12 protein-coding genes and 2 pseudogenes are annotated in these 13,641 nt (G+C 56.9%); 5 read left to right on the top strand and 9 right to left on the bottom strand.

All coding sequences use genetic code 11. The features are described from left to right. Nucleotides 1–289: 289 nt before the first annotated feature. Genes ACYZTL_RS05635 through ACYZTL_RS05615 form a run of 5 tightly spaced genes read right to left on the bottom strand, consistent with a single transcriptional unit; the run spans nt 290 to nt 6,984 of the window. A complete protein-coding gene (locus tag ACYZTL_RS05635; RefSeq protein WP_461950955.1) occupies nt 290–2,473 on the bottom strand; it encodes a lipase family protein in 2,184 nt (727 codons plus the stop codon). Nucleotides 2,474–2,485: 12 nt separating this feature from the next. After that, nucleotides 2,486–3,280 (bottom strand): hypothetical protein, encoded by a 795-nt coding sequence (locus ACYZTL_RS05630; RefSeq protein ID WP_461950954.1) that lies wholly within the window; start codon nt 3,278–3,280, stop codon nt 2,486–2,488. 13 nt (nt 3,281–3,293) lie between these two features. After that, nucleotides 3,294–4,067, bottom strand: a complete 774-nt coding sequence (locus tag ACYZTL_RS05625; protein WP_461950953.1) for a hypothetical protein — start codon at nt 4,065–4,067, stop codon at nt 3,294–3,296. Then, nucleotides 4,064–4,918: a DUF4123 domain-containing protein gene (locus tag ACYZTL_RS05620; RefSeq protein ID WP_461950952.1), complete on the bottom strand. Its 855-nt coding sequence runs from the start codon at nt 4,916–4,918 to the stop codon at nt 4,064–4,066. The genes ACYZTL_RS05625 and ACYZTL_RS05620 overlap by 4 nt, the downstream gene beginning before the upstream one ends. Continuing rightward, on the bottom strand, nt 4,915–6,984 hold the full coding sequence (locus ACYZTL_RS05615) for a type VI secretion system Vgr family protein (RefSeq protein ID WP_461954269.1): 2,070 nt from the start codon (nt 6,982–6,984) through the stop codon (nt 4,915–4,917). The genes ACYZTL_RS05620 and ACYZTL_RS05615 overlap by 4 nt, the downstream gene beginning before the upstream one ends. 428 nt (nt 6,985–7,412) lie before the next feature. On the opposite strand from ACYZTL_RS05615, the gene ACYZTL_RS05610 reads away from it, so the two are divergent. Further along, on the top strand, nt 7,413–7,628 hold the full coding sequence (locus ACYZTL_RS05610; protein WP_008032823.1) for a TOBE domain-containing protein: 216 nt from the start codon (nt 7,413–7,415) through the stop codon (nt 7,626–7,628). 7 nt (nt 7,629–7,635) lie between these two features. Here the strand turns inward: ACYZTL_RS05610 and ACYZTL_RS05605 are convergent. Further along, a pseudogene (locus ACYZTL_RS05605) lies at nt 7,636–7,923 on the bottom strand (type 2 periplasmic-binding domain-containing protein); the annotation flags it as partial. Between the two features lies 1 nt (nt 7,924). Between ACYZTL_RS05605 and ACYZTL_RS05600 the strand changes: the two are divergent. Together ACYZTL_RS05600 and ACYZTL_RS05595 are read left to right on the top strand one after the other, a co-directional pair. Continuing rightward, a pseudogene (locus tag ACYZTL_RS05600) lies at nt 7,925–8,185 on the top strand (PLP-dependent transferase); the annotation flags it as partial. 66 nt (nt 8,186–8,251) lie between these two features. Further along, the gene (locus ACYZTL_RS05595; protein ID WP_461950951.1) at nt 8,252–9,478 is read left to right on the top strand and encodes an RtcB family protein; all 1,227 of its coding nucleotides are present in this window, start codon (nt 8,252–8,254) and stop codon (nt 9,476–9,478) included. Nucleotides 9,479–9,572: 94 nt separating this feature from the next. Here the strand turns inward: ACYZTL_RS05595 and ACYZTL_RS05590 are convergent, their stop codons facing one another. The 3 genes from ACYZTL_RS05590 to ACYZTL_RS05580 all read right to left on the bottom strand — a co-directional run bounded on the left by ACYZTL_RS05590 (nt 9,573) and on the right by ACYZTL_RS05580 (nt 11,620). Beyond that, a complete protein-coding gene (locus ACYZTL_RS05590; RefSeq protein ID WP_461950950.1) occupies nt 9,573–9,986 on the bottom strand; it encodes a VOC family protein in 414 nt (137 codons plus the stop codon). Nucleotides 9,987–10,179: 193 nt separating this feature from the next. Then, a complete protein-coding gene (locus tag ACYZTL_RS05585) occupies nt 10,180–10,782 on the bottom strand; it encodes a TetR/AcrR family transcriptional regulator (protein ID WP_461950949.1) in 603 nt (200 codons plus the stop codon). Further along, nucleotides 10,769–11,620, bottom strand: coding sequence for a 3-hydroxybutyryl-CoA dehydrogenase (locus tag ACYZTL_RS05580; protein ID WP_461950948.1), 852 nt, complete (start codon nt 11,618–11,620; stop codon nt 10,769–10,771). The genes ACYZTL_RS05585 and ACYZTL_RS05580 overlap by 14 nt, the downstream gene beginning before the upstream one ends. A 167-nt stretch (nt 11,621–11,787) precedes the next feature. Here ACYZTL_RS05580 and ACYZTL_RS05575 point away from each other — a divergent pair, with 167 nt between their 5' ends. Together ACYZTL_RS05575 and ACYZTL_RS05570 are read left to right on the top strand one after the other, a co-directional pair. Further along, entirely contained in the window at nt 11,788–12,816 is a 1,029-nt protein-coding gene (locus ACYZTL_RS05575) for an AraC family transcriptional regulator (protein ID WP_461950947.1), read from the top strand. Nucleotides 12,817–12,986: 170 nt separating this feature from the next. Beyond that, on the top strand, nt 12,987–13,583 hold the full coding sequence (locus tag ACYZTL_RS05570) for a DUF6338 family protein (RefSeq protein WP_461954268.1): 597 nt from the start codon (nt 12,987–12,989) through the stop codon (nt 13,581–13,583). Nucleotides 13,584–13,641 lie beyond the last annotated feature (58 nt).

Here is a 13,641-nt window from a genome sequence, read left to right as displayed (position 1 = left end):
GGCGGCCATGCGCGGGTTGGTAGACCGGTAATTAGGAACCCGGCGCTCCCGAAGGAGCCCTGCGCATGGCCACCATAAAATAGAGACTTGATAGGTCTGCAAACGGTGCGCTACACGCCTAACTAATCCGGGCTACCAAACCCGATCGCTGATTTTCAGCGACCGACAAACGATAGAGCCCAGGCCCAAGGCGCACAAGCCGGCGGATTCTGGCGTAACCGTAGGCAATGACGCAAGGCGCCGTAGCTTTCGTGAAGTAACCGGTGAGGGTTTTTAAACACGCAGGTGTTTAACTGTACGAATCGATATCCAGCGTGTGCGGCGCCCCGATGGTGTGCCCGTAGATCGAACTCATCAGCGCGTCCCCATCAGGGTCCTCCGGCGCCATGGCCAACGGGTCCTTGATTTTGTTCTCAGGATGCGCCAGCCAGCGCGCCACGTTAGCCTCCAGTTGCTCAGGCTGTTCTGACAGCGACCCGTAAAGCGCGTGTGCCGTAACCCTCTCTTCACGCACGCGTTTCAAGCGATCGACTGTGATTGCAATTCTGCTTTTTTCCAGGCCGAGTGCTCGGATGTTGTTCTCCTGGGTGCGCGCGTAAGCCTCCGAACGCGCCGGTAGCTCACGTTCTATCTCACGCAACTGTGTGGTGATGCGTGCCAGCGAACCCGCGACCCAATCAAACTCAAGCTCCGTCACCCGCGAACGCTTCTTCTCGTGCGCTGCCTGCCACCGCAGCAGAACCGCCCAACACGCCGGAACATACCCGCCGGTCATCAAATGATCCAGGACGTGGAAAATCTGCAGCAATGGCGGCCGATGCGGCAACCCGTTTTTCTGTTGATGCGCCAAACTGCACGCCGCATGTTGGGTGATGGTGTCGCAGCCGGGTTCCCACAGGATCGCGGACTTTTTCCCATCACTAAATTCCACCGGCATGAAGTGCTGCAACTTGCCATGGTGATCGTAAGGCTCGCCCGTCCAGTTAGTGATGCCCGCAAAAAACAACGACAATCCGGCGGGCACGTTTACAAACGTCAAGGCCAAACCCGTCGCGAAGACACCATTCTTGGTGTCCGTCCACCTGCCCGGCACGCTCGGCACCGGGTCGTTGTGGTTGACGACGCGGTGATGCACAAGGTCCTTCGCGCCGGCGACGAAGTTGACATCGCCGGCGCGGGGAGCGCCGTAGGTGTAGAGTTGGATGGCGTAGCCCTCAGGATTGCGACGCAGCATCTCCGAGAGTAGCAATGCAACGGCGCCCCCCAAGCTGTGGCCGCAGATCAGCAATTTTTGCCCTGAATAGAACTTATCCAAGTAATTCACAATGAAGTCGTGAGCTGTTTTTGCGGACTCGTAGAAACCGCGGTGCACCTTGCTTTCAGTATCTTCAAATGGCACTTGGAAGGCATCGGCATCGCGCAGGGCATCCGCTCTAAGTTCGGAAGTGCCACGCACAGAAATCAGGATAAGTTCGTCATTGTGGGTAATGAACGCTTGGGTATCAGTCGATTTCGCCCCCTGTTTTCTGTCATCGAGAAAGTGAACTTTCGCAGGATTTTCCTGATTGTCTTTCAGACCAGGTTTGTTGACGGCATACAGGTCTGGATCGAATGGCACGATTTCCAGACGCTTGGAGTACGGCACATCCTCATACAGAGGGTGGAAAGCTTTGGTCTGCGCCGCATCGACACGCCACAGTTCATCAGACTTTGCCAATGCATCGCCGAACCAGTTTCCTACGCTGGGTTGTATCGGGAAGGTGACGGTCTGCGATTCCACAGGGTGTTTTTCGGGCTGCTGGCCAAATGGGCAATAACTTAAGGTTGCCATCAACGCCAATTGGTAAAGGTTCAATGCGCAGAATTCGGGGCTGGTAGATAGCATCGGCCGCAGTGCCCGCATAGGGCGCACTTCCAATACGTTGTGTTTTTGCGGTACCAGAGCGACGCCAAATTCGCCATATTTGCCCATGAGCTTCGCCGTGCCCTTACGGTGGGGATAATGGCGATAAACCTCCGGGGGCAAATGCGCGACATCTATGACTAGATGCCGCACTTCCACTTGGAAGAATGCGTCGGCGCATTTTTGTGCAGGGTTCGCTTTGGTGCGGGTTGAATTTTGATTTCGATAACGGGTTCCTTCGGCTCGTACCTGAAGTTCGGTTATCTCGAGCGGGTAGTGTGGTCGTTTTCTGAGATCTTTATAGGGTTGATTAGCACCTTGGTATTTCTCATCAAATATCAGTGAAACAGGCCCTCCAAAGTGGTCATCGACCTTAGCGGCACCGGTAGCGTCAAGAGATCCCGTGTATTTCTTTCCCTCTGAGTCAGTGACAACGTAGGTCAACCCTGCGTAAGGCTCGCCCGAGCCGCTCTCATCGACCAACTGAAAACTACTCCACTTACCTTGAGCCGGGCAGGCAAGCACGCGATTGCTTAACCGTGACTCCATCTCTTTTTCCAATGATGTCATGCCAAAATCTCCTTATTCCGTGCAATCGGGGTAAACAGTGCAGACGCGCCCGTCCACCATTTTGAAAGTGCTGAAATCGGTGTAATTACCGTCGCAATAAGCGCGTTCGTCTTCGAAGCCTTTCCCTAGGCAACGCTTCCAGCCACCGGGCACTTCGACCCAGGTGTCGCCCCAGCCCGGCTTTTCTTCCTTGGTCAACGTGATCTTCATTTTGACGGTCTTGCCCGGAAGCTGATCCAGAGTAAAAGCCGAAAACGGATGACCCCGGTCCAACGTTCCATGTGCATCAGCTGCTTTGCAGTCGAGGATTTTTCTGAGGATGCGAGGCTTGCCTAATGTCCGAAATAGCCACTGACATTGACCGTAAAAGGTACTTTCTCCCGCTTCATTGAAGGTGGTTCTGTACTGTTCCTCCACTTCGTCCCGAATGACTACGGTGGCGCCGTCTCCGCTGAAATCCCGTCGTGTTTTGCCATAAGAAGAATTGATTGCCAGATCAATTTTCCAGATCACCAACGGGCAGCCACTGACCATCCGATAGATGGCAATTTCAGAATTCGGCGTGTAACTTTCACGCCACTTCATGTTGTACCCGACGGCCGTATTCCTTCCCCCCGGCACGGTGCAGGTTTCACCTTTGGCGGGCACATACTCGGCGATGGCCTTGTAGGCAAAGTTGGGCGGTAAATCTGCGGTGAAGGTAAATGTGTCCGGCTGACTCTTGATACAGCCGGTGATTAATGTGATGCAGAAACTTAATGTGGAAAAATTCAGCAGAAACTTCTGCGGCGAAGAAAAGATTGGCATGTCATTAATGTCCTTATTCCGTACAGCCGGGATAAATGGTGCAGATGCGGCCATCCGGCCAAGTGAAGGTGCTGAAGTCGGTGTGGTTGCCGTTGCAATAGGCTCGTTGATCTTCAAAGCCTGTCCCCATGCAACGCTTCCATCCACGGGGCACTTCGACCCATGTGTCACCCCAACCAGGCCTTTCCTCTGCGGCCAATGTGATCTTCATTTTTACGGTTTTGCCTTTCAGTTGATCGAGGCTGTATCCCGAAACTGGGTGGCCACGTTGCAGCTCGCCTCGGGCGTTAGCTGCTTTGCAATCGAGAATTTTGACAATGCGTCGCTGCGCACCTGAAGTGCGAAACAGCCACTGACAATGACCGTAAAAAGTGCTTTCACCCGATTCGCTGAACGTGCCTTTGTATTGTTCCTCCAGATCATCGCGGACGATGACCATTGCGCTGTCCCCACCGAAATCCCCCCGATGTGTCCAATACGAAGAGTTGATATCCAGCTTGATGCGCCTGATGACCAGCGGACAGCCGCTGACTGTCCGATACATGGCAATTTCAGAATTCGGCGTGTAACTTTCACGCCACTTCATGTTGTACCCGACTGCAGTATTTCTTCCCCCCGGCACGGTGCAGGTTTCACCTTTGGCGGGCACATACTCGGCGATGGCCTTATAAGCAAAGTTGGGTGGTAAATCGGCGGTGAAGGTGAATGTGTCCGGTTGCCCAGTAGAGCAACCCGAGACCAATGCAATGCAACAACCCACAACTGCAATACCTGCTATCCGCTTCATAACGGCGTATCCCCCTGCCAAAACCCCACCAACTGCCGCACCCGTTCAAAGTGCTCCTTCGGGCTCTCATCCCCCCGCACCTCCCACTGCGGCGACAACGCAAACCCCGGCGCCTGCAAACTCTGAATCAACAAAAATTCCAACTGCTCCGGCTCTACCCAACCCCACGCATCCGCCAGGGCCAAACGCTCGCGCAACCACACATCAGGGTCATGCACTTCGGCGAGGTTGGCGTACGCCTCAACATGCTCGGCCAACAAGTAACGATGGGCGTTGAGTCGGCGAATTTCCGAGGCCTGCGGTTGGGGCAGGGGAGTGCGCAACCAGAGTGGGTTGTCCGGCACGGGATGCTTGCCGGGGGCAGGGTTGTGAGCTGTTTTCCAGGCTGTGCCGTCCCAGTAGCAGACGCTGATCGCCGGCCCGAGGAAGGCCGGATACTCTTCAGGCGGTAGATGTGTAAGCGCGCGGCTCAACACTCGATTGTCGTGAAAGCGATACAGCGCCTGATAGGGTCGCTTCCCGACAATCAACCGCTGTTGCCAGTGATTGACCAACCCGCGCAAGTCACCTTGTTTCACGCTCGCGAGCCAGCCCCAGTTGCGTTCGGGATGATCCAGCAGGTCGTCGAGGCGTCTGTCGCCGGACTGTTCCAGCGTGAAAATAAACGGGCCGGCATCGGCCAGGTTCGCGAGGGTTGTGGCGTTGTAGACGCTCAGGTACTGGTCATGTCCGCTGGACTTCAGCAGCAGTTGACGGGTTTCGCGTTCGTTCTGCGAGTCCAGCACCAGGCACAGTTCATGGCCGGAGCGGCGCTGTTCGTTCATCCATTGGCGGGGGAGTGTGTTGATCATGCGGCGGCTCCTTCCGTTGGGCAGACGCCATCTCGGCAGGCTTCGCAGATCGGGCAGAAGTCCGCCGCCAACGCGTTGCTTGCCGCCATCAGTGCGGGCTGGGAAGACGCGAGCATGGGCGGCAGTTCAGGTGGCACAGACAAGCCATCAACTGACCGAGGCGCAGCGACCGAGGCGGCTGGGACGTGCATCGGAGCTCCACCGATCTGGAAGGCGCTGCTGCCGAATATTCCGCCGCCGCCTACCTGTAAATGCTCGCCTCCGGCTTCGATCGAGAACTTGGTCACGGCCTTCAGAATGATCAGATCGGCTTCAATAACAATGGCCCGGCGAGCACTAAAGGCCAGTGTTTGATCAACATGGGTGTGACTGTTGCCCGCAACTTGCAGGTAATCGTTCGCCTTGAGTTGTATGTACCGGTCACCGCTGGTGGTTCGATGTTCCGTGGCTTGCAGCACGGTAACGCTGTCTCCCTTGACGGTGGTGCGCTGCTCGTTGCCGACCTCCAGACGGCTGTCGTTTTCTATCCGCTGTTCCATGTCCCGCTGGGCGCGCAGGTAAATCAATTCCTGACCGGCACGGTCTTCAACGTGCAGTTCGCTGAACCCCGTGCTGTCCGGCGAACTGCGGGAGCGGAATACGCTACGGGTTTTGTTTGCAGGTAATTCGTAGGGCACCGGGTTGGCGCTATTAGGGAGGCAGCCGATGATTTCGGGGTGATCGGGGTCGCCGTCCTGAAAACTGACTTGTACCTCCATGCCGACTCTCGCCAAGGAGACGCCGCCAAAGGCATTGCCGGCCAGGAGGGAGGAGACCCGCAGCCAGCAACTGCTGTTATCGTCGTTGCGACCTTCGCGATCCCAGAAGAACTGCACCTTGACCCGACCGTACTCATCGCAGTGGATTTCCTCGCCTTTCGGGCCGGTGACCACAGCACTCTGAACGCCGGCGATGCGTGGTTTGTCATGGGTCAGCGGCGAGTGGTAGATCACATCCCAAGGCGTGGCGAGGAACTGGTTGCGATAACCCTGAAAGCCGTTTTCAACGCCGGTGCCGGTGTAGGCCGCGTACTGTTGCAGGACTTGCGGCTGCTCGCCGTCATGCTTGATTTCGGTCAGTAACCACAGGTCGTTCCATTCTTCGTCCGGATGTTCGGACAGTGGCAGGAAGTGCCCGGAGAGCAGCATCGGTTGATCGCTTTTACCCCGCGCCACACGGCACTCGGCGCCGTGACGTTCCTGTGCGCGTCGGCTCAACAACTTGCCGCGATCGCGCTGGGTAAAGCGACCGGGGTACTGGTAATCCTCCAGATCCGGCTGAGTCCTGGAAACGTCGGACCTGCTTTCGGCCTCCAGCAAAATCCGCGCTTTTTTGAAGTCGTAATCGCGGCGAGTCGTGCGGCTGGTGCCGGCTTTCACTTGCACGTCAAAGTGGTTGATCACCGGCGTTTCGGCGACCATGCCATTGTCGTGTTTATAGCGTGTCGGACGGTCGAGCCTGGGAAACACAGTCTGGTCGTCACCAAACACCATCACATGTTTTTCGCGGCTGTGCTGGAAGTGGAAGTGCAGCCCTTCCTCCTGGCAGAGGCGTTCTATGAACGCTCTATCGGACTCGTCGTACTGAACGCAGTACTCACGATCCGGATAAACGATGCCGAGCTGAAACTGGTGGAGTTCACGATGGATGCCGTGGCTTTCCAGCACCTGCGCAATGATTTGCGGGACGGTCATTTGCTGAAAAATGCGGCAATTGATGCGGTGGTCCAGGTACGCCAGTCGAGGCACCAGCGTTACGCTGTAGCGGGTCAGGCCATTGCCGAGACTGCCTTTGCTCGCGCAATGAATTTGCCCGTGAATGCCGTCGCTAGCGTCGTTGAAGGCGAGAAAGGCCAGTTTGTTCAACAGGTCGTGCTGGTTCAGGTCCAGCCTGTCGCTGACCAGCTCGATCTCAAAGGCGTAAGGCTGGCTGATGAGTTCCTTGCCGGTGAACCTGAGTACCTGAAGGTCATGTGGAAAGTCGTCGATCGTGAGGCTGAAACGGGCGTGGGGATTTGCGTTGAGCATCCAGGGTTCCTTTTCCTGTGGCGTGGCACAGGCTTCGGGACGTTGATGCAACGCTTGCATATGACCTTCCATGGTCAACACAACAAAACGCCCCGGAGCCGGGTCAGTGCAACTTATCAGGGGTTAACAGGAATTGACGTGAGACGCCTTCGAAATTGAGTATTTCAGAGTTTTCCGACTCCGATTCCGACTTAATCCGTAGGAACCCGGCTTGTCGGATCGTCGCGATAGCGCCCGCAAAATCGCCATCGCCGGCAAGCCGGGCTCCTACAGGGTTTGCGTGAGTCGTCCGGCGGGTGCGAGGTCTTATATTTCTAAAAGGAATAAATAGATAATTATATATTCCTTTTAATGTCGTTCTTTGAGGTGCACTTTGAACGCCTGCCCATCCGTTCGGATGCGTTCGACCTCACACAGGAAGCTTCAACATGACCATCAAAGCGATCAACGTCCGCAACCAGTTCAAGGGCGTCATCAAGGAAATTGTCGAAGGCGAAGTGGTCTCGGAAATCGATGTACAAACCGCTTCCGGAATCGTCACCTCGGTGATCACCACCCGTTCGGTGCGTGATCTTGAGTTAAGGGTGGGGAGCGAGGTGATCGCTTTCGTCAAATCAACCGAAGTGTCGATCGCGAAGCTCTGAAAGGCCTTCAGGAAAAGGACAGCCCCTGGCTCGCGCGAATCAGGTCATAGGCTTTGCGCGCAATCAGGTTGGCGGTGTTGGGCCGGATCCACAGGTAGTAGGTGACGTCCGGCAGTCGCGGCAACCCGTTGTTTTCACCCAATACGCGCATGTCCGGGCCGAGCATTTCCATGCTTCGGGGGGCGACCCCCAGCCCTGCGCGCGTCGCGGCTTTGATGCCGATCAGGTTCGACGCAAGGTAGGCCTGACGCCATGGAATGTTCGTGCGTTCCAGGGCTTCCAGCGCATAGCGGCGCTCCGGCAGCAATGGCTTGCTGTCCTTTGAGCTGAACGAGGTGGATGCCGCTTATGTCGAGCGCTTCATCGATGCGTTGCGGTTGTTCGGGCTTGGTGCTTCCTGGGGCGGTTACGAAAGTCTGATCACCGTGGCCGACACCAAGGATCGCCAGAGTGCGGCGGATCGTTCATTGAATCCGGTGTTGCGCTTGCATATCGGGCTGGAGGATGTTGAGGCGTTGATTGAGGATCTGCAGCGTGGTTTCACTGCGATACTATGAAGACTCAACGGACGGCTCAGTCTTCAGAACAGCGCCGAATCATCGGCCACTGGAAAGAACCGAATCATGCAAGACCGTACCTATCAACTGCTGGAAGTCGCCAACGGCAAACCGATCAAGCTCTGGACCGAAGGCGTTCCGGTAGAAAACGAAGCCAGGCAGCAATTGATCAACACCGCGAAGATGCCGTTCATCTTCAAACACCTGGCGGTGATGCCCGACGTGCACCTGGGCAAGGGCTCGACCATCGGCAGTGTGATTCCTACCGTGGGCGCGATCATCCCGGCCGCAGTCGGGGTGGATATTGGCTGCGGCATGATCGCCGCGCGCACGTCGCTGACCGCCGCTGACTTGCCGGACAACCTGCATGGTTTACGCTGTGCGATCGAGAAAGCGGTGCCCCATGGACGCACCGTTGGTCGTGGCGTCCGGGATAAAGGTGCCTGGGACAGCGCTCCCAAACAGGTCGATCATGCCTGGGCTGCATTGAACCCACGGTTCAAGGCGATCACCGACAAGTACCCTAAACTCGCCAACACCAACAATCGCGGGCACTTGGGCACGTTGGGGAGCGGTAACCACTTCATTGAGGTGTGCCTGGATCAAGCCAACCGGGTCTGGTTCATGTTGCACAGCGGTTCACGCGGGGTTGGCAACGCCATTGGCAACCTGTTCATTCAACTGGCTCAGGCCGACATGCGCCAGCACATCGCCAATTTGCCCGACCGTGACCTGGCCTACTTCGAAGAAGGCAGCCGGCATTTTGATGATTACGTTGAAGCCGTCGGTTGGGCCCAGGATTTCGCCAGGCAGAACCGTGCGTTGATGATGCAGTCGGTGATTCAGGCGACACGCAAAGTGATCGGCAAGCCGTTCGAAGTCGCCCTGGAGGCGGTGAACTGCCACCACAACTACGTGCAGAAAGAGCGGCATTTTGGTCAGGATATTCTGGTCACCCGCAAAGGCGCGGTGTCGGCGCAGAAGGGTGAGTTGGGGATCATTCCAGGATCGATGGGCGCGAAAAGCTTTATCGTTCGCGGGCTCGGCAACGAGCAATCGTTCTGCTCCTGTAGTCACGGCGCTGGCCGCACCATGAGCCGTACCAAAGCGAAAAGCCTGTTCACCGTCGAAGATCAGATCCGCGCCACCGCCCACGTCGAGTGCCGTAAAGATGCGGCGGTGATCGATGAGATACCGATGGCCTACAAAGACATCGACCACGTGATGCACGCCCAGCGCGAGCTGGTAGAAGTGCTGCATACCTTGCGTCAGGTGGTGTGCGTGAAGGGTTAGGCGCAGCCGCTACCGGTATTTGATCGCGATCCTCGGTCCGGGAGTTTCCAGAGCGCCCAACCTTTTCAGGTTGGGCGTTTGCTTGCCTGAAAAGTCACTGATCCTTTTCGCAATTGACCATCCACGACACACCAAACCGATCCACCAGCATCCCGAAACGTGCGGCCCAGAAGGTCGCTTCCAGCGGCATTTGTACGCTGCCGTCTTCCGCCAATGCGTTGAAAACCCGCTCCGCCTCGGCAATGCTGTCGACATTTAGCGAGACCGAACAACCGGCCATGTCATCCGTGGGGCGATCAGGTGTGGTGTCCGAGCCCATGAGTACCTGATCGCCCACCGACAGGCGGGTATGAATGATCAGGTTGTGCAAGTCTGCTGGAAAGTGCTCGCGCGCCGGGCTTTCACCGAAGGTCATCATGACGTCAAGCGAGCCTTGCAGGGCTTGGGCATAGAAGGTGAACGCGGCTTTGCAGTCGCCGTTGAAGATGAGGTAGGGATTGATTTTCATGTTCTACTCCCGGTGATAAAGGAGGCAGAGGGAGGCGGGATCAAGCTCTGGCTCTGCGGCAATTGGACTCCATTAGCAAAGCGTTAGAGAGGGCGATTGGCAAAACTCGTTTAGATGTTTTTTCTATTGATATGGCGTGGCTTATGGCTTCGCGAAAACGGCGCAGCACTGGGCGCTCTGCACCCGGTTGGGTTCAGGCCATTGCGCGTGGCACCGAAGGATGCAGTAGACGCTCGATGGCCCCGCTGACGAGGTTTTCCAGCAGTTCATCACGCTCTCCTTCCTCCATCGCATGCTGTGCCAGCCAGCAGGGCGCGCTGTTGAAAAGGTTGGCGATGGCGTGTGCGGCGGCGAGTTGTGCCGGTTGGCTGAGGCGCAATTTGGTTCCGAGCATCAGCAGTAATGTGCGTTCGTACTGCTCGCGCAGTTGCCGAACCCGCGCCTGCTGCTCGTCATTCAGACAACTGCTGTCGCGCTCCACCAGACGAAAATGCCAGGGCATTTCCTGATGCAGATTCAGATGCGCGCGGATCAGGCTGTTGAGCCTGTCGCGTGTTGCCGGAGCCTTTTGTTCGATGCGACCCAGTGTTGCTAGCAGTTCTTCGTAAAACTCCTCGATCAGGTCGAACAGCAAGTGCTGCTTGCTGGGGTAATGGTGATACAACGAGCCCGGGGCGACCCCCAGGCACGTCGCGAGCTCACGTATGCCGACCTGACCGAAACCCTTGCTGGCAAACAACTCCAGCACCTTGTCCCGGTACTCGGCAAAACGTGAGCAACGCTCAGGCATAGGCATGGAAGCCGCGCCCCGTTTTGCGTCCCCGGTAACCGGCGGCGACCATTTCCTTGAGCAGTGGCGCGGGGCGATATTTGCTGTCGTTGAAGCCGTCGTAGAAGGCTTCGAGAATCGCCAGCACGGTGTCCAGACCAATCAGGTCCGCCAGCGCCAACGGGCCGATTGGCTGGTTGCAACCCAGGCGCATGCCAGCATCGATGTCCTCGGCACTGGCCAGGCCTTCCTGAAACACCAGAATCGCTTCGTTGATCATCGGCACCAGAATCCGGTTGACCACAAAACCCGGGCGGTTGCCGGCGGTGATCGCGGTTTTGCCGAGGGTGGTGGCCATGTCCAGCGCCAGCGCGTGGGTTGCGTCGCTGGTTTGCAGGCCGCGAATCACTTCGATCAGGCCCATCACCGGCACCGGGTTGAAGAAGTGCAGGCCGATGAACCGCTCAGGCTGGCTGACGCTGGCGGCGAGCTGGGTGATGGACAGCGACGACGTGTTGGAGGCAATCACACACTCGGTGCTGACCTGCGCGGCGATCTGTTGCAGCAGGCGCAGTTTCAGGTCGAGGTTTTCGGTGGCGGCTTCGATCACCAGTTGCACGTTTTGCAAGCTGCTGTAATCGGTGCTGGTGCGGATCTTGTCGAGGGCGGCGAGCTTTTGCTCCTGGGTCAGCGTGTCCTTGGTGACCTGCCTGTCGAGGTTTTTACCAACGGTCGCGATCGCCTTTTGCAAAGCGCTCTCGGAGATGTCGATCAAGGTCACATTGAAGCCGGCCAGGGCACAGACTTGCGCGATGCCGTTGCCCATGGTGCCAGCGCCGATCACGCCAATGTTTTGCAGATTCATGTACACGTCCTTCCAATCAAACCCTGCGATTCCTTGGCCGTCGTAGCGGCCGAAGGCGTACTATTGGCCGCGAGTCTAGAACCGGCGGGACGGTTGTCCTATGCCGAAACTGTTCAACGGAGCTGGTGTTTTTTGCCATTCGGGTGATTGGGGAGCGAAACGTTCAGATGCGGGAAAACGACTCGGTGGCCGCCTACTTTGTGCAGGCAATGATCCATGGGCTGGCGGACAATCCGCAGCAGCGGCGGGCAACGCTGGAACAGGCGGGTATCGATCCTGCGTGGATCGAGCAACCGGTGGCGCGAGTGCCGGCCAGCGCGTTTGCCGCGCTGTGGCTGATCCAGATCCGTGAGCTCAACGACGAGTTTTTCCGGCTCGATTCCCATGGCATGCCGCCGGGCAGCTTCGCCCTGATCTGCCGCGCCTTGATTCAGGAGCCCGACTTGCACAAAGCCCTGCGCCAGTGCCTGAGCAACTTTTCGCTGTTCCTTCGCGACTTTCGCGGCACGCTGACGGTACGCGGCAAACGTGCGGTCATCAGCCTGGATACCTGCGCGCAAAACGATGATGTTGCGCGTTTGGGCGAAGAGACTTTTCTGGTGCTGATGATCAGCCTGTTGTGCTGGCTGGGCGGGCGGCGCATCCCCATTGATCGAGCGGATTTTCGTCATGAGCGCGTGGCCCTCAGCGATGACCGTTTGCTCTGGGGCCCCAACCTGACCTTTGGCGCCGAACGCACCGAAATCGAATTCGCCAGCCACTACCTGCGCCTGCCGGTGGTTCAGGACCTGGCCTCGCTGAAAGTGTTTCTGCGCACTGCACCGCAATGGCTGGTAATCCGTTTCCGCAATCAGCATGGCCTCGCGTCGCAGGTCCACCAGCGCTTGCGCAGCAGTCATTACGGCCAATGGCCGACCTTGCAGGCCTTTGCCCTGGAACAACACCTCAGTCCCAGCACCTTTCGCCGCAAGCTGGAGCGGGAAGGGTGTTCGTATCAGGAGATCAAGGACGAAGTGCGACGCGGGGTTGCGTTTGAACAGTTGCGTCAGAGCAAGGCCAGCATCGGTGACATTGCCGAGCAACTGGGTTTTCAGGAACCGAGTGCGTTTCATCGGGCATTCAAGAAGTGGACGGGGGAGAGTCCGGGGCGGTATCGGGCGCGGTTTTTGGATCACGTGACGTCGGATCTGGACTGAGTTTTTGTCCAGTTTTTCTTTGTTAAATGTAGGAGGATTTTTCGCTTGTAGTCCCGCTTGTAGTCCCGAAATCTCTTGTGACTACCGCACTTAAGCAGTGGATGACACAGGCCGTAGAGGTGCTGTATTCATTTGCTCCGGGTCGATTTTTTCAATGGATTGGAAATGGCATGGATAGCTTGGTCAAGGAAGTCATTCCGTTACTGCAGTATTTGCTCCCCGGCTTTTTAGCAGCCTGGATTTTTTACTCGCTCACGGCGTTCAAGCGTCCGGACACATTCGGGCAGATAGTCCAGGCGTTGATTTTCACGTTTGTGATTCAGTCGCTGGTTGTCGGTTTGGAGGGGTTGTTGCTTTTGACGGGAGAGCGGTTTTTCTCAGTCGGCGCGTGGGACAAGAAATCTGAGGCTTTATGGTCAGCAGTGATTGCGGTGGTGATGGGATTTCTTTCGTGCCACGTCGCGAACGGCGACAAGCTTCATGCGTTACTGAGGAAACTGGAAGTTACCACCCAAAAATCGTTCCCTTGCCAGTGGTACAGTGCTTTTTCATCGAGACAGGAATTTGTGATATTGCATTTGATCGGTGGAAAGCGTCTGTTTGGCTGGCCATGCGAATGGCCATCGGAGCCTGCAAACGGGCAGTTTGTTCTCGAGTTTCCTCGCTGGATCGATAACGACGACAATCCATTACCTGGTAGGGCCAAGGCCCTTGTTATTGATGCATCAAAAGTACAGTGGGTCGAATTCGCAAAAACGATAGGGTGATCAAATGACATGCAAAATGCCGACTGAAATGCCGCCTGAGCTGAGGCGGTTAATGGAG

The organism is Pseudomonas sp. LB3P81 (genome assembly GCF_054897965.1).
The sequence above is the reverse complement of the archived record's forward strand: the minus strand, read 5'-3'. Positions and strand labels throughout refer to the sequence as shown.